This window comes from Photobacterium sp. SP02, assembly GCF_038519165.1.
In the GTDB taxonomy this organism is placed as follows: Bacteria; Pseudomonadota; Gammaproteobacteria; order Enterobacterales; family Vibrionaceae; genus Photobacterium; species Photobacterium halotolerans.
Map to the genome: position 1 here is coordinate 18,916 of NZ_JASJOJ010000003.1, position 15,677 is coordinate 34,592.

Sequence of the window (15,677 nt, forward strand, 5' to 3'; positions counted from 1 at the left end):
TAGGAAAGGAATTCTTGTATGACAGTGAAAACACCTGCATTAGATGCGCCGCAGAAGCCTAATGCGAAGAGCATGTCGGTTATTCTGGCAATTGCCGGGATCATCGGGACTTTTGCCATTATTGGTAACACCCATGAAACAGGGACGCCCTATGGCTGGTACAGTTTGTTACCGACCATTTTCGTTCTGGCCGTGGCGTTGTTAACTCACCGAACCGTCGAGGCCCTGTTCAGTGGCGCTATCGTCGGCCTGATCATGATAGATCCTCAGCAGATCGTCGGGAATGTCGTCGATGTGTCGATGACAGTCATGATGGATGAAACCATTGCCTGGCTGATTCTGGTCTGCGGCTTGATGGGCGGATTGATCACCATACTGGAAAAAGGCGGCAGTATCCTGAGTTTCAGTGAAGCTCTGGTCACTAAAGTCAAAAGCAAACGCCAGTCAATGGTGCTGACCTTCGTGCTGGGTATTCTGGTCTTCATTGATGACTACCTGAATGCAATTGCGATTTCATCATCGATGAAGCGCATTACAGACAGCTACAACATCTCTCGTGAGAAACTGGCTTATCTGGTCGACTCCACCGCCGCACCGGTTTGTATCCTGCTGCCTATTTCCACCTGGGCCATTTTCTTCAGCTCGCTGCTGGAAGATAACGACATTGCCGCATCCGGCAAAGGGATCAGTGCCTATATTGATGCGATTCCTTATATGGCATACGGCTGGGTAACACTGCTGGTTGTGTTCCTGGTAGCCACTGGAAAAATCCCTGATCTGGGTGCGATGAAAGCGGCAGAGAAACGGGCACAGAATGGTCAGGTGCAGCCTGACGGTGGTGTTGACATTGCACTGGGTGAAGATGTGAAAGCGCATCCAAACTCAACCATTGGTGTGCTGAACTTTGCCCTGCCTATGATAGTGCTGGTTGCCGCAAGCTGGTATTTCGATATTGATTTGCTGGCTGGTGTCTTCGTTGCCATGATTTTCACCATGTTCCTGTACGGCGTACAACGTCTGATGCCGGTGAACACCATGTTTGAGGCTGTCTATGACGGTATCAAAATCATGATGCTGCCTCTGGCAACCGTCATCGCCGGTTTCATGCTGAAAAACGTCAATGACCAGTTGGGCCTGACACAGTATGTTATCGAAACTGTTTCGCCTTACCTGTCGGCGCAGATGTTCCCTGCAATCATCTTCCTTGTGATGGCCGCGCTGGTCTTTGCGACCGCCTCATCCTGGGGATTGTTTGCGGTCGCCATGCCGATTGTATTCCCGCTGGGTGCGCACCTTGGTGTGCCGGTCTCTATCACTATCGGCGCCCTGTTGTCAGCATCGGCGGCCGGCAGTCACTCATGCTTCTTCAGTGACTCCACGGTACTGTCTGCACAAGGTAGTGGCTGTACCGCTATGCAGCACGCTCTGACCCAAATCCCTTATGCACTGATTGGTATTGTTGCAACCGCCCTGTTCTTCCTGTTTATCGCCTGATAACAACGCAACACCTAACTCAAGAAAAACCTAGCCCAAGAAAAACCGCCACCTTGAAAAAGGTGGCGGTTCTTTTTATGGTTCAGCGCGGTGCGAAGAACGGTACAGGAAAAGCCGGATCGTTAACTGACTTTTTCCAGCGATTTCACTTCTTCATCGTCATCCATCAATGCTTCATCAATCAGATGCGGGGAGCTTTTACTGCGTGCTTTCTGTTCCTTACGCTGCTGACGATGAGCACCGAGCGCCAGCATGCAAGGGGTTATCACCAGCGTCAGAACCGTTGCAAACGCCAGCCCACCCGCCACGGCTGTGGCAAGTTGTGCCCACATTTGCGTGGACGGAGCGCCAAATTCCACTTTGCGCTGTATCAGATCCACATTCACCATCAGTACCATTGGCATCAAGCCTAAAATGGTGGTGACTGTGGTCATCATGACAGGACGCAAGCGCTGGGCACCGGTGCGAAGAATCGCCTCAATCGGCTCCATGCCCTGGTTTCTGAGTACGTTATAGGTATCAATCAGAACGATATTGTTATTCACGACTATCCCGGCCAGCGAGATGATCCCAATCCCGGACATCACTATGCCGAACGGCTGATTGAATACCAGCATCCCAAGCAGTACGCCGACCGTTGAGAACAAGACCGCAGTCAGGATCAGAAAAGCCTGATAGAAAGAGTTAAACTGGGTCACCAGAATAATCGCCATCACAGCCATCGCAATCAGGAAGGCTTTGCTCAGGAAAGCCGACGCTTTCTCCTGCTCTTCGTTTTCCCCTCGGAGCGTAATCTGAACCCTGGGATCCAGCCCCAGCTCGGGTAAACGTGCCATGACTTCAGGAATGACTTTACTCAGATTGTAACCGGGTGCCATGTCAGCCGTTACCGACAGCGCCTGGCGTCCATCCACTTTCTTGATGGTATCCAGCTTGTTGGCGGCCTCTAAGGTACTGAAGTTACTGAGCGGAATCTGCCCCTGCGCTGTTTTCAGCCGCAGCTCTTCAAGGCGGGTAATATGCCGGTACTGTTCCGGGAACCGCACACGGATATCCATTTCATCATCAACGTCGTCAGCCCGGTATTCGCCGAGCGTTAACCCTGTGGTGACAAACTGGACATTATTGCCGACCAAGGTGGCGTCTGCGCCAAATCGCGCGGCATCGGCCCGATCCACTTTTATCTGCCATTCGATACCCGGTTTAGGGCCGGTATCATCAATGTTGGTAAAGGCAGGGTTGGATTCCAGTTCCTTACGGACTTTCGCGACTGAGTCTTTCAGCAGTGCAGGAAAGCGTGAGCTGATTTGCAGGTTGACATCTTTATCACCGGTTGGTGGGCCAGCCTGATCCTGCCGCACTTCAATTTCCAGCCCGGCAAGCCCGGCGGTGCGCTGCTTAATCTCTTCAATCGTTTCCGCCGCCGGACGTCTGTCTTGCCAGTCGATCAGGTTAACCCTGAGCATACCAATCCGGTCATCGCCTCCCGAGCGCGCATACAGGGTTTCTACCTCAGGCAAGTTCAATAACTGGCGTTCCACCTCTTGAATCAGATGATCTTTCTCTTCAATGGATAAATCGCCCTGCGACCGAACAACGATATTAAACCCTTCCGGCTCAACCTCAGGGAAAAATTCCGTCCCGTTACCGGCTTTGCCGTACAGCAGGATAACCGCCAGCGAGAACACTAACGCGCCGAATAACACCTTCCATGGCCGCTTCACCGCCGCTTTCAGTACCCGGACATAATTACCGGTGAAACCTGGCAGGTGCTCAATATCGCCCTCTTCGGCTTCAATCAGTTGCTGACGTTTTTCGGCAGAGATGGGACGCGGCTTACCAAACAAACCACCTAATGTCGGCACAAAAATCAACGCCATCGCCAAAGAGGCGACTAAGGTCATGATCAGCGTCAATGGCAGGAATTTCATGAACTCGCCCATGATACCCGGCCAGAAGAGTAACGGGCCAAAAGCGGCCAGCGTTGTTGCCGTGGAAGCAATGATCGGCCAGGCCATACGCTTTGAGGCTTTTTTGTAAGCTTCATAGCGTGGCGTGCCTTCACTCATTTCACGGTCGGCGTATTCAGTAACCACTATGGCGCCGTCAACCAGCATGCCAACGGCCATGATCAGGGCAAATAGCACCACCATGTTGACCGTATAGCCTAGCACCGCCAATGCCAGTATCCCGGTCAGAAACGAGCCGGGAATGGCAATCCCCACCAGCAAGGCCGTACGCGCACCAAGAATAGCTATAATCACAATGACCACCAGCAAAATGGCAGACAGCACGTTATTTTGCAGGTCGTTCAACATGGTTTTGACATGTTTTGACTGATCGCCGGTGTAATCCACCGCAATGGTTGGCGGCCAGAATTCGCTCTCTTTTTCAATCAGTGCTTTCACGCCTTCGACTGTCTGGATGATATTTTCCCCAGGCCGCTTTTTGACTTCCAGCGATACCGCAGGTTTACCGTTCACCCGGGCATAAGACTCGGCATCCTGAAACGTCCTGCGAACGGTAGCGACATCACCAAAGGTAATTACTTTATCGCCAGACACCTTAACCGGCATTTCCATGACGTCTTTAATATTGTCGAAGACAGAAGGCAGCTTGATCGGGAAACGCCCCTGCCCGCTGTCGAGTGTCCCTGCCGCCACAAGCCGGTTATTACGGGATATCAGGTTATAAATATCTTGCTGATCCAGGTCATAGCTTTCCATCAGCAGCGGATCAACCAGAATCTCAATCATGTCTTCCCGATCACCACCAATATCGACTTCCAGCACTTCGCGCATGCTTTCCAGCTTATCTTTAAGATCACGCGCGATGGTAATCAGCGCCCTCTCTGGCGCAGTGCCCGACAACATAACTGTGATAGCCGGGTTTTCAGAAGCCATAGTGACTTCATTCACCGTCGGCTCGTCTGTGCCGTCCGGTAATTTCGCCTTAGCCAGACTCACTTTCTCGCGCACATCCGCTAAGGCACTGCTCGTATCGGCCCCGGCCACAAATTCCAGTAACACCGAACCATGGCCTTCACTGGCGGTTGAGGTCATTTCTTTCACGCCATCTATGCCACGCAATTCCTTCTCCATGGGCCGCAGCAACAAGCGTTCAGCATCTTCCGGTGAAATACCGCTATGGGAAATCGAGACGTAAATAAAAGGAATGGTAATATCCGGTTCCGCTTCTTTAGGAATGCTCTGGTAACTCATGTACCCGGCAACCAAAAGAAGCAGCAGAATAAGGACAACGGTACGGGTACGATGCAATGCGGCATCTATCATCCCAAGCATTCTCAGTTCTCCATCCTGATAGCTTCCACACGATCACCCGGCCGGACGAAACCCTGACCAACGGTGATCACATCCACCATGCCTGAAAATCCACCCAGCCAGGTACCGTCACCATCACTTTTCACGACGCGCACCGGCGTAAAGACCACATGATCTTTCTCTACGGTTTTAACACCGAGATTCCCGGCCTCATCCAGAGCCAGTACGGCAGGCGTGACTTTAATGGCTTCCGTTTCTTCAATCGGTACCACCAGCTCAGCGCTGGTCCCTGCCAGCAAGTTCAGCTGATCATTGTCGAAAGCGACCTCAATACGGAACGTATTCGTGGTTTCATTGGCCACTTTCGAAAGGTAGCGAACCTTGCCTGTGGCAGCATGATTTCCTACCAATCTTGCCTCCGCTTCCTGACCCAAACGAATATGCTGAATATCCGTTTCAGTGACATCAGCCCGGACTATCAGCGGATCGATATCCGCAATATTGCCGACCGGATCGCCCACCTGGACATAATCGCCCACTTCTACCATCCGCTCATTCAAGATACCGCTCAGTGGTGCCCGGATGGTGGTTTTTTCCAGCTTCAGCGTCAGGGTCGCTATAGTCGTCTGTGCATCAACAAGATCGGCTTCGGTTTGAGCTAACAGAACACGCCCCTGAAAGCCTTTTTCATTCAGTCGCTTCGCACCGTCGTATTCAATCTGCCGCTGTTTGAGCACGGCCTTTGCCCGCTTTAACTGCTCCGGCCAGTCATCCTGAGCCAGGCGGGCAATGATTTGTCCTTCTTTCACTAACGAGCCACGCTGCGCAATCACCTCAATCACTCGCCCAGCCACTTCGGCTTTGATTGTCGCCTGGCGGCTGGGTTCTGTTTTACCGTATAAGGTCAGACTACGAAATACAGGCTCGGCTGCGAAGGTGGTGATTCTGACTTTAGGTACCGGCGCCTTATCCTGAGTCTGAGCCTGAACAGGCACACTGTTTTCATTACCCGACGACTGCATTGCGGCGCTGTCCTCCTGAGACTGACCACCAGACAGCATCCAGCCAAGAATCAGAACGGTAATACCAATGGCATAGATATAAGGCCTGGCCGCCAACCACCGTAACACGGTGTGTAGTCCTCTCATCATATTCTCCTTTTTTATGACGAAACGTCACCAAACGCTACCACTCAAGTCTAATGCAATTTTTCTGGATTCATTTTGTTATTGGCCCATAAAATGAAACTGCAACTGTGAGCTTTAACATTTAAAAGTAACGAATAATTCACGCTGAATTCTACTTATGTGTGTGTGAGATAAAAAGCAGAGCTTACTTGTTTCAACTGTATTGTTCTGAATATGTTAACTCTGATGAAAAACGGGATTATTAACCTGTCTGCATTTAATGAATTAACCCATTTGCAATATACCTTATTCATAGTCGGTACACGCATATAGCAAATCACATACCAAAAAATATTTACGCTATAATTCAATCACCTACAGAAAAACCAAACTCAGAGCATGGCGAAAACAACCAATATCTGGCGAATTGTTTACTTTTTTATTCACACGGTTATGCAATTCACTACACCGGCTGGGGGTTAATTTATCTGCTGTTAACTCTATATATAAGCAGACTTTTCTCTGATACACTCCGCCGAAAATACAGGTGGTGCTTTAAGGAATAAAGCGATGATCGAATGGAGTAAAGATCGAATCTGGTATCAGGATATGCCGTGGAAGCGTTATGGCGTGCCTGTTGGCTGCCGCATGACAGTGATACGGCTCAAAAACGATAATCTTCTTATTCATTCACCGGTTCAGCTCACTACTGGCATTCAGCTCCAGTTAGCTAAACTCGGCCGTGTCACAGCCATAGTGACACCTAACCTGAATCATCATCTTTTTTTGTCCGAGTGGTGGCTCGCCTACTCCCAGGCGACCTTTTTTGCCCCTCCGGGGCTTCAGCTCAAGCGCACAGATCTGGTCTTTGATGATGCGCTGGGTGCTGAAACGCCTGCGCTGTGGCGAGGACAATTATTACAGACGCTATTAAGAGGCAGCGATCGTGTTGAAGAAGTGGTGTTCTGCGATCCCGAATCACAAACCCTGATCCTTGGCGATGCCATGGCCTGGCTGCGAAACAGTCACAACCCGGCCACCGTGGCCTTAGCCTTAGCCAATGGCTGCTATTTTCATCCGGCAATGCCACTCTACTGGCGCCATAGCTTCCACAACAAAACCCGGTTACGCCAGTCCTTGCAGGAAATTCTGACCTGGCCGTTTGACAAAATCCTGTTTGCCCATGGGCAAGTGATACCCGAGAACGGCAAACATATCTTTTCTCAGGCTTTTCGCTGGGCACTGGCCTAGAACAATAACGCGCTCAGTTGCAATAAAGCTGTCAGCTTTTCACTCCACTATGAACCATGATAAGTGTATACCTAAACTACTTGATGATGCAGGTAGGCGGCAAGTGAATGAATCCCCATGAACATAGCTGAACTATGTGATTGGGCCGGGCTGGCGTTCCAGTGAATGAATGTAGCCAACACCGCTGCAGCTTCAAGTAGGACAGGGATAGTGATGATGAAAACAGGGATTCAATGTGACTATTACCGAGCGTTTGCCTGAACTGATACAACTTGAAGCACTGATTGAAAGCGAAGCGAAAATCAAGAACCGCATTAGCCTGCAGGCCAGTGAGTTAATCCGGTTACCTTTTCATGATCAGCATCTCCCCATTTATGAGTGCCGTTTAGGCAACCCCGCTCCCGGCCTGCCCTGCCTGTTTCTGGTTGGCGGAGTGCATGGCCTTGAGCGCATTGGGACCCAGGTTTTGCTCTCACTGCTGACCAGCCTTTGTCAGCGCCTGGCTTGGGATAATAACCTGCAACGCACGCTCGAAAAGATGCAGATAGTGGCTATTCCGCTGCTCAATCCGGTGGGTATGGCCATGCAACGCCGCTCGAACGCCAGGCATGTTGATTTGATGCGCAATGCCCCTGTCGAAAGCCAGGAACGCACAGCCTGGCTGGTCGGTGGTCACAGAATCAGTCCCCGTTTGCCCTGGTATCGCGGTCCGGCAGGGCGCCCAATGGAAGCTGAAGCACAGCTGCTGGTTGATCAGGTACTAAAGCAGACCCGGCAGAGCCCGTTTACCATGGCGCTGGATTGCCATTCTGGCTTCGGGCTCAGAGACAGGATCTGGTTCCCTTACGCCAAAAGTACCCGCCAGCCTGTTTCGCGACTCGGCAGTCTGTTTCGGGTGCGGGAAATGTTTTTTCAGGCTTACCCTCATCAAAACTATGTTTTCGAACCACAGACAAAACACTACACCTGCCACGGTGACTTGTGGGACTTTTTGTATGATGAAGCAGAAGCCCAGGGAAATACCCTGCTACCGCTCACGCTGGAAATGGGCTCCTGGCTGTGGGTGAGAAAAAACCCGTTACAACTCTGGCATCCGCTCGGATTATTTCATCCCATTAAAAAGCACAGAGTGCAACGGACACTCCGCAAACATCTCGTTCTGTTAGACTTTCTGATAAATGCGACCGAAGCTTATACCAATTGGTTCAGTCACAGCGAAGATACGGCCGACTGGCACCAGGCGATGTTGCTCTGGTATTCATCAAACCATCAGGATAACTGCTCATGACTCACTGCCAACGACCTATTATCCTTTTGCGGGGATTACTTCGCGAGCAAAGACACTGGGGCAATTTCACCCAACAGTTAAGATCGCACTTTCCTTTCCGTAAGGTGATCGCTTTGGATCTGGCCGGTAATGGCCAGCGGTTTCTCGAGACATCCCCCTCCACCGTCAGCGCCATGGTTGATGACCTCCATCAGCAGTTACATTTTTTACACGCCCGGGAACTTGAGACAGAAAATAAAATAGAAGCAGGAACCTATGATCTGCTGGCGATTTCTATGGGGGGAATGATTGCGCTTGAGTGGGCAAGATTGTACCCGGAGGAAGTGAAATCACTGGTGCTGCTCAATACCAGTGATGGCAAACAATCCCCCTTTTATAAGCGATTACGCTGGCGGCAGTACCCCAATATCATCAGATTGCTGATGAGCCAACCTGAAGAGCAGGAAAAGCACATTCTTCGTATGACCTCAAACATGTACCCCGAAGACCCTGACATACTGAAAACATGGATTCGATGGCGCAAAGAGTGTCCTATCCAAAGGAGTAATCTGTTCCGGCAACTGAACGCCGCCTTGAGCTTCCGGTATAAAGATGTTCCGGATAAACCCGTACTGCTGCTTGCTTCGCAATATGACGAGCTGGTCGATGTTTCTTGCAGCCGTACGCTTGCCCATTACTGGCAGTGCCCCATACACATTCACCCCAGTGCCGGCCATGACTTACCACTTGATGATCCCGACTGGGTTTGCCGTTACTCGCTGGCATTCTGGCAGGATGTGAAATGAAGCCAGCTTGATAGCGAAATTTACTCAGCAGCCAGGCTATTCAGCTTATTGTAAAACCACACACTTATTCGTTGAGACAAGAAGAAGTCTGTGACGTCTCAGTGTTGATACGTCACAAAAGAAGCATTACCGATATTCTCAAAGATGACATTGCATACGTTGAGATTTATGCAGGTGCATAATCATCGTAGGAGAATTTTCATGTCTTACAATCGCAGCATTTTTATCACATCGGTTACCGTTCTGGGCCTGATTTTACTGCAGGGCTGCAGTTCCGGTGACGATGAAACCAGCACACAAGCCCCCACGGCTTCGCCCATCGATAAGACGATGAACATCTATTTACCGGCAAGAACGGATAAAAAACCCAACACTAAAAATCCGGTCTTCCAGTTCACCAATGTGGCCTATTTCCGTGAAAATTTAGAGTATGACAACCCTGCTCAGTTTACGATCTTTGATGATGGCACTTGGGAATTTTATGCCGAGCGTATCATTAACAACAAAGTGACAGGTGGTGAAGACAATTCCGGCGGCGCATGGACCCAGACGTTTTATGTGAAGTATTACAGTGACTGGGATCAGTATAAAAAAACCTGTGCTGGCTCTATACTCCATTCCAACAACTATGATTTAGCCACAGCCAAATACAATGTTGAACTGAGAAATTATAAACAAAGCGGCTTCGATAATGTGCTAAAACAAAAACTTCCTCAGATTCGCTGCATTGATGCTTACCAGCAATGGCATCAATAACATCCTAAGATAGCGCTAAACTTTGCCCGGCAACCACCAGGCAAAGTTTGGCTTAAGCTCTGAGCTTACTTCGGCGAGGCAAACACTTGGGTCCAGTAAATGCCGTAGGTACTGCCTGAGTTGGTGTCAGACGCAGCGCCCATCTGCGTGAAGCTGCCGTTCATGATGTTTTTGCAATGTCCCGGACTTTCCAACCAGCCCTGCATCACAGCAGATACCGTTTTCTGGCCTGCCGCAATATTCTCACCGACTGTTTTCCAGCTGTAACCTTGTTCGGTTACACGCTGACTCGGTGATGAGCCATCCAAACCTGTATGGCTGAAGTAATCATAATTGGCCATATCGCTCGAGTGCAGAAATGCCGTTTGTTCTAAAGTGGCATCCCATGTCAGAGGAGCAACTGCTGGCATCCAGGTGCCGCCGCAAGTCTGTCCCTGTGCCCGCGCAGCGTTTACCGCTGTCAGCATTTCATCAGCCATAGATTGATTTGAGCTGCCAGAATCGGCCTGGTCTGAACCACCTGTGTTTGAACCAGTGCCTGTTCCTGTTGAACCTGATCCGGTAGAACCCGAGCCCGAAGAACCACCTGTAGTCTGACCGCCATCTTCAGTCGTTGGACGCTCTGAAGAACCGCCATTCGATACTGAAGAGCCGTTATGAGAAGTAGAGCTGTTACCTGAACCACCGTCTGAACCGCCACACCCGACAAGGGCAAACATAGATAGAATCAATACTGTAAGAATTCGCATGGGTACATCCACTTAATAATAATAAGATCCTGATTTATAACGCAGAGGCCAGAATAATCAGTAGCCAGGGATAAGTCTCTGCAATGTGCAACCTTTACAGCTGCAAAGATAAAATCAGCCAACAACGGGAGAGGAATATACTGACTGCGAACATCTGCTAGCAATAGCTGACGTTTAAAAAATGCACATCCTGACAATCATTTGACACAAAAATATGCCAGTTTTTGAGCACACGGCGGAACTTAATCTCAATGAAACAAGCAGATAAACCACCCGCACATTGTTCAAAATATGCACAGCCCGATCAGGTTATTTTTTGTTCGATTCTGACAAAAGTCGCACACGGTAAAATGGGTGCTAGCAATATATCAACAAGGGGAATGAGAAGAAGGTTAGGACACCAAGGAGTTGGTCACTCAGGCCAAATCCTGCTGGCTCAGGCTTACGCCTTTGATTTGCGCATACAGGTTATCGCCGACATTGAGGTTCAGTTCATCTGCTGCCCAGGGCGTGATATTGGCCGTCAGGATTGACGTGCCAACAGCTAAACGGAGCACCACGATATCAGAGTGATATTTATGCTGCTCTATGCCTTCGACGGTCGCGGGCAACACATTCCGTATACTGGTCTGCGCGGGTTTGATTCGGGTGACGGAAATGTCATTCGCGTGAATTCTCACCCTGACCATTTCCCCGACTGGCCGCCGCACTCTGCTGACCCACAACGGCAGATCTGGCCCGATACAAAGCTGGGTCAACGGATAGGAAGGATGGTGTTCAGTAACTATTAGCTGCAACACTGAGCTTTGTTCTCTGGCGCTGAGCCAGGGACGCATCACAGAGGAGGCCCACACATCTGTCAGCGCGCCATTTCCAATCACCTTCCCCTGATCCAGCACCACCATGTGATCCGCCAGGCGAAGTATTTCATCCAGACTGTGACTGACATAAAGCACAGGAATACTGACACTTTTAGCTAACGATTCCAGATAAGGCATCAGCTCTTGCTTGCGCGGTAAATCCAGTGAGGCCAATGGTTCATCCATCAACAACATATCGGGTTTACTCAGCAACGCGCGGCCAATGGCAACACGCTGCTTCTCACCGCCAGATAAACTGGCAGGATAACGACCTAGTAAATGCGATATATCCAGAAGCTGAACGACTTCACTGAACAATTCCGGGTCAGGCTTGCTGTGGTTTCCGTACAGCAGATTACCTTTCACCTTATAATGCGGAAACAATCTGGCATCCTGAAAAACATAGCCGATACGGCGCTTTTCCGGTGGTAAATTAATGCCCTGCCAAGTATCACAAAGCACATGCTCGCCGAAAGCGATGTGGCCTTCATCCGGCTTACTTAACCCGCTGACGATATTAATAAAAGAGGTTTTCCCTGCACCTGATCGGCCAAAAATGGCAGTGATACCCGACGCAGGTAAGCGCACGTCGACATTCAGTCGCATTTGTCCAAGTTGCTTGACAAAATTCAGCTCTAACATCAATTACCCAGCCTGTTTCGTGCAATGCGAGCCAGCCACTCTGCGATCACCAGAGACAGCAAAGCAATAATAATGGCTATCACGCACAAGCGGGCAGCTTCCACTTCGGCTCCCGGTGTCTCTATGAATGAGAACATGGCCAGAGGGATAGTCTGCGTTTCGCCCGGTATATTCGAGACAAAGGTGATGGTGGCGCCGAATTCGCCCAGCGCCCGGGCGAAGGCCAGTACGGTACCCGTGAGTATACCGGGTAACATAAGCGGTAATGTGATGGTAAAAAAGACTTTAACCGGGCTGGCCCCGAGTGTGCGGGCAGCCTGTTCCAGCTTAGGATCGACATTTTCCAGTGCAAGCCGTATCGATCTTACCATTAACGGAAAAGCCACCACAGCGACAGCCAGAACAGCACCACGCCAGCTAAAGCCAAACGTGATGCCAAACCAATCGTACAGATAAGCACCAATCATTCCCTGGCGCCCCATCATAACCAACAGCAGATAGCCGACCACAACAGGAGGCAGGACCAGCGGCAGATGTACCAGGCCATCCAACAGGGATTTGCCCCAAAACTGCCCTCTTGCCAGCAACCAGGCGCAGCCAATTCCTGCCGGCAGACTGACAATCACTGCAGTGAGTGCGACTTTCAAACTCAGCTGCAGTGCGGTGACTTCATAGTCGGTTAAAGTAAAGGTATCCATGGGAATACTCAGAATGACACGCTTCCCTTTGGTTAATTGACTGAAAAGCCGTAGCGCTCGAACACTTTGGTTGCATCAGACGACTGGAGATAATCATAAAATCCCTGTGCCGCTTTCGATGGGGCCTGCCGGGTTAGTGTAACCGGATAGGTAATGGGCTGATGGCTTTGCTCAGGGAACTGGGCAACAATTTTGACGTCTTGTGCTACCTGAGCATCTGTCTGGTAAACAATACCAAACTTCGCTTCCTGTCTTTCCACCAGCAAAAGCGCAGCACGAACATTGTTTGCTCTCGCCAGCAAAGGCTCTGCCTGTTGCCAAAGTCCCAGAGATTCCAATGCCTCTTTGGCATAAATGCCTGCCGGTACATGATTCGGATCGCCAACGGCCAGTCGGCTGCCGTTTAATGCCTTAGCGATATCCCATGAACCATTTAGCGGTACTGAATTCACCGATTCCGATTGATGGGTAACCAAGACTAACCGATTGTGCAGTAAATTTTTGCGTGATTCGGTATGGATCACTTTCTGCTCTGCCGCATAATCCATCCATTTTGTATTTGCTGATAAATACAAATCTGCTGGTGCCCCTTGTGCTAACTGGCGGGCAAGCGTTGACGACGACGCAAACGAAAGTACCACCTCATTGCCACTGGCATGCTCATAACTTTCCGCCAATTCATTCAGCGCATTGGTGAGCGAAGACGCAGCAAAAACCAGCACTTTTTCCTGTGCAGTGGCCTGAGGCAGGTTAAACAGACACAGGGAAAACAACACGAACCAAAGCTTTTTCATTACCAGACTCCGTTCCAATCAATGAGTCAGAGATAGTAAATCAGATGACTATACCTGACAATTATTTTCTGACCCTTGAGTCAGAAAATAAAACTTACCAAAAAAGAGTCCTGGGCAATCATGCTTACATTAAGCAGCGATTGGCCAGGACTCTCGTCCTCCGTGCTTTGCCTTGCGCTGAAAACTGCCTTTGCCTTTTCGGGCTTTTTCAACTCGGCTGCGGAAGACTTTACTGGTGACGACCGCTTTGAGAGCATTGTCCATGATTGTTCCGCGACCATGATCGGTTTCAAAACCAGTCTGTGTGACCTGCTCTGTGTGCTGACAGCACTTTTTCTTTGCCATGATATGCTCCTTGGTTAATCAGTTATTACCGGCAAATTTCAAGCGAAGTGTACGCCTGACAGTTAAAAATACAAGAGATTGCCAAGATAAATTTTAGTGATCAGATTTCAAAAAAGCGCTTTAATTTCCTGATGTTGCTACTTCGTCACCAGAAACACCAGGGTCAATATAGCGTTTATACAAATCCAGGAATTCTAATACGACTTCTCTTGCCACATCTGTTTCGCAATTGGTCAAAAAAACCATACCTGTCTGTGTGACCGGGTTAAAAACCATTTCTGTTCTTATCCCTTTAACCCAGCCACCGTGATGGACAAACCCGGTAATCCCCTGATAGTCAAATGTTCGCCACCCTAGTCCGTAATACACATTACTCAGCTTCGCCCGGTATCGGTACTGATTGGCCCGGATCAACGGCTTATGTAACAGAGTGAGATTGTCTTCACTGAGTACCTCAGGATACTGGCCAAACTGAGCCAGCATCCACTGCGCAAGATCCTGCGCGCTGGCATTGACGCCAGCCGCCGCTGGAACGCCGTAATAGTAAGGAGCAGGCTTAACGGCCGCATAGCCTGATTTGGTTCTGACATGCGGGACAACTCTGTCATCGGCATTCAGAAAGCTCTCCAGGCCAAAAGTTGCGCTGTGCATATGAAGCGGAATAAAAATATGCTCTGTCACAAACTGGCTGTAATCCATACCAGATGCCAGTGAAATCATGTCGGCACTCAGGTTATAGACAATATTCTGGTATCCGTAACATTCACCGGGATCACAAACAAACTTGACCCGGTTTAATATTGAAAGAATCCGCTGATAACTCACATCATTTTCAAGCAGATCAGAGTACGCCTGAGGAACCAGCCCTGTGGTATGAGACAGGACATTTCGCAATGTGACAACTTTACCTAAATCCGGATCGCTGAATTTGACATCTTCAAGATACGGGACAACGTGTGTATCCCATTCAATCAGGCCACGGTCAACCAGCAGCGCCGTTGCTGCTGAAGCAAACGTTTTAGAAATGGACGCCAGCGGGAACACGGTTGCAGAATCAATCTTTTTATCGCCTCCTACTTTAGTGACACCGTAACCACGTAATAAGCGGATCTCGCCGTTTACGAGTACAGCCAACGACGCACCAGGGATTGAGCTTGTCACGGCTTGATTCACAAATTTATCCAGCGCAAAAACAATTTCATCACCAGGAGCGGCACATGCACCCCGAATGCCTAAGATGAAAATACAGCACCACAACCAGGTTCGACAGCACACAACCCCACCTGACACCCTGTCCCCTGCTAAAGCAGGTAATAGGGTAGGTATAATCTAAGAAGTTAAAAACAGGTATCAATCGCACACTATTCACTTCTTTTTCCTGCGACAATCTATACTCACAGGGATGACAAAAGGGCTGGTTGCCATCAGTCAGATTAAGTGTCACTGAGCAATCTGCACCAGAACCTGCAGCCATGAAGCTAGCTGAAGTCAGGACGAATCTTCACATCACAACAAGGTGATCAAGATCACACTTTGATGCTAAAGTATGATTTGACGCACACTTTACAGTGACGGCATCAATTTGATTTATAATAATGAGAACTCAT

At 49.6% G+C, this 15,677-nt stretch carries 13 protein-coding genes; 5 read left to right on the forward strand and 8 right to left on the reverse strand.

The annotated features are described in order from the left end of the window. Positions 1-18 precede the first annotated feature (18 nt). Positions 19-1,494 carry a Na+/H+ antiporter NhaC family protein gene (locus P0Y67_RS01930; RefSeq protein ID WP_342390510.1) on the forward strand — a complete coding sequence of 492 codons (1,476 nt, stop codon included), beginning with the start codon at positions 19-21 and terminating at the stop codon, positions 1,492-1,494. A 122-nt stretch (positions 1,495-1,616) separates the two neighbouring features. Here the strand turns inward: P0Y67_RS01930 and P0Y67_RS01935 are convergent, their stop codons facing one another. Together P0Y67_RS01935 and P0Y67_RS01940 are read right to left on the reverse strand one after the other, a co-directional pair. Further along, a complete protein-coding gene (locus P0Y67_RS01935) occupies positions 1,617-4,796 on the reverse strand; it encodes an efflux RND transporter permease subunit (protein ID WP_342390511.1) in 3,180 nt (1,059 codons plus the stop codon). A 2-nt stretch (positions 4,797-4,798) separates the two neighbouring features. After that, positions 4,799-5,923 carry an efflux RND transporter periplasmic adaptor subunit gene (locus P0Y67_RS01940; protein ID WP_342390512.1) on the reverse strand — a complete coding sequence of 375 codons (1,125 nt, stop codon included), beginning with the start codon at positions 5,921-5,923 and terminating at the stop codon, positions 4,799-4,801. A gap of 549 nt (positions 5,924-6,472) precedes the next feature. Between P0Y67_RS01940 and P0Y67_RS01945 the strand changes: the two genes are divergently transcribed. From P0Y67_RS01945 to P0Y67_RS01960, 4 genes are all read left to right on the forward strand, one after another. Continuing rightward, positions 6,473-7,153 (forward strand): DUF4336 domain-containing protein, encoded by a 681-nt coding sequence (locus tag P0Y67_RS01945; protein WP_027251146.1) that lies wholly within the window; start codon positions 6,473-6,475, stop codon positions 7,151-7,153. 235 nt (positions 7,154-7,388) lie between these two features. Continuing rightward, positions 7,389-8,441 carry a M14 family zinc carboxypeptidase gene (locus tag P0Y67_RS01950; RefSeq protein WP_342390513.1) on the forward strand — a complete coding sequence of 351 codons (1,053 nt, stop codon included), beginning with the start codon at positions 7,389-7,391 and terminating at the stop codon, positions 8,439-8,441. Further along, positions 8,438-9,226: an alpha/beta fold hydrolase gene (locus tag P0Y67_RS01955; protein WP_342390514.1), complete on the forward strand. Its 789-nt coding sequence runs from the start codon at positions 8,438-8,440 to the stop codon at positions 9,224-9,226. Before P0Y67_RS01950 ends, P0Y67_RS01955 begins: the two co-directional genes overlap by 4 nt. A gap of 168 nt (positions 9,227-9,394) precedes the next feature. Beyond that, a complete protein-coding gene (locus P0Y67_RS01960; RefSeq protein WP_342390515.1) occupies positions 9,395-9,982 on the forward strand; it encodes a hypothetical protein in 588 nt (195 codons plus the stop codon). 65 nt (positions 9,983-10,047) lie between these two features. Here the strand turns inward: P0Y67_RS01960 and P0Y67_RS01965 are convergent, their stop codons facing one another. The 6 genes from P0Y67_RS01965 to P0Y67_RS01990 form a co-directional block, all read right to left on the reverse strand. Then, positions 10,048-10,731: a CAP domain-containing protein gene (locus tag P0Y67_RS01965; RefSeq protein ID WP_342390516.1), complete on the reverse strand. Its 684-nt coding sequence runs from the start codon at positions 10,729-10,731 to the stop codon at positions 10,048-10,050. Positions 10,732-11,147: 416 nt separating this feature from the next. Beyond that, positions 11,148-12,233: a molybdenum ABC transporter ATP-binding protein ModC gene (modC, locus tag P0Y67_RS01970; protein WP_342390517.1), complete on the reverse strand. Its 1,086-nt coding sequence runs from the start codon at positions 12,231-12,233 to the stop codon at positions 11,148-11,150. Next, positions 12,233-12,931, reverse strand: a complete 699-nt coding sequence (modB, locus tag P0Y67_RS01975) for a molybdate ABC transporter permease subunit (RefSeq protein WP_342390518.1) — start codon at positions 12,929-12,931, stop codon at positions 12,233-12,235. Before modB ends, modC begins: the two co-directional genes overlap by 1 nt. Positions 12,932-12,963: 32 nt before the next feature. Next, complete coding sequence (gene modA, locus P0Y67_RS01980; protein ID WP_342390519.1) at positions 12,964-13,725, reverse strand: molybdate ABC transporter substrate-binding protein; 762 nt, start codon at positions 13,723-13,725, stop codon at positions 12,964-12,966. A 129-nt stretch (positions 13,726-13,854) separates the two neighbouring features. Further along, positions 13,855-14,070 carry an alternative ribosome-rescue factor A gene (locus P0Y67_RS01985; RefSeq protein ID WP_027251138.1) on the reverse strand — a complete coding sequence of 72 codons (216 nt, stop codon included), beginning with the start codon at positions 14,068-14,070 and terminating at the stop codon, positions 13,855-13,857. Between the two features lie 120 nt (positions 14,071-14,190). Beyond that, the gene (locus P0Y67_RS01990; protein WP_342390520.1) at positions 14,191-15,360 is read right to left on the reverse strand and encodes a serine hydrolase domain-containing protein; all 1,170 of its coding nucleotides are present in this window, start codon (positions 15,358-15,360) and stop codon (positions 14,191-14,193) included. Positions 15,361-15,677 lie beyond the last annotated feature (317 nt).

Coding starts and splice junctions, on each gene's coding strand:
- P0Y67_RS01930 (WP_342390510.1), top strand. CDS start 19: ATGACAGTGAAAACACCTGCATTAGATGCGCCGCAGAAGCCTAATGCG.
- modB (WP_342390518.1), bottom strand. CDS start 12,931: ATGGATACCTTTACTTTAACCGACTATGAAGTCACCGCACTGCAGCTG.
- P0Y67_RS01935 (WP_342390511.1), bottom strand. CDS start 4,796: ATGCTTGGGATGATAGATGCCGCATTGCATCGTACCCGTACCGTTGTC.
- modC (WP_342390517.1), bottom strand. CDS start 12,233: ATGTTAGAGCTGAATTTTGTCAAGCAACTTGGACAAATGCGACTGAAT.
- P0Y67_RS01945 (WP_027251146.1), top strand. CDS start 6,473: ATGATCGAATGGAGTAAAGATCGAATCTGGTATCAGGATATGCCGTGG.
- modA (WP_342390519.1), bottom strand. CDS start 13,725: ATGAAAAAGCTTTGGTTCGTGTTGTTTTCCCTGTGTCTGTTTAACCTG.
- P0Y67_RS01960 (WP_342390515.1), top strand. CDS start 9,395: ATGCAGGTGCATAATCATCGTAGGAGAATTTTCATGTCTTACAATCGC.
- P0Y67_RS01955 (WP_342390514.1), top strand. CDS start 8,438: ATGACTCACTGCCAACGACCTATTATCCTTTTGCGGGGATTACTTCGC.
- P0Y67_RS01985 (WP_027251138.1), bottom strand. CDS start 14,070: ATGGCAAAGAAAAAGTGCTGTCAGCACACAGAGCAGGTCACACAGACT.
- P0Y67_RS01940 (WP_342390512.1), bottom strand. CDS start 5,923: ATGAGAGGACTACACACCGTGTTACGGTGGTTGGCGGCCAGGCCTTAT.
- P0Y67_RS01965 (WP_342390516.1), bottom strand. CDS start 10,731: ATGCGAATTCTTACAGTATTGATTCTATCTATGTTTGCCCTTGTCGGG.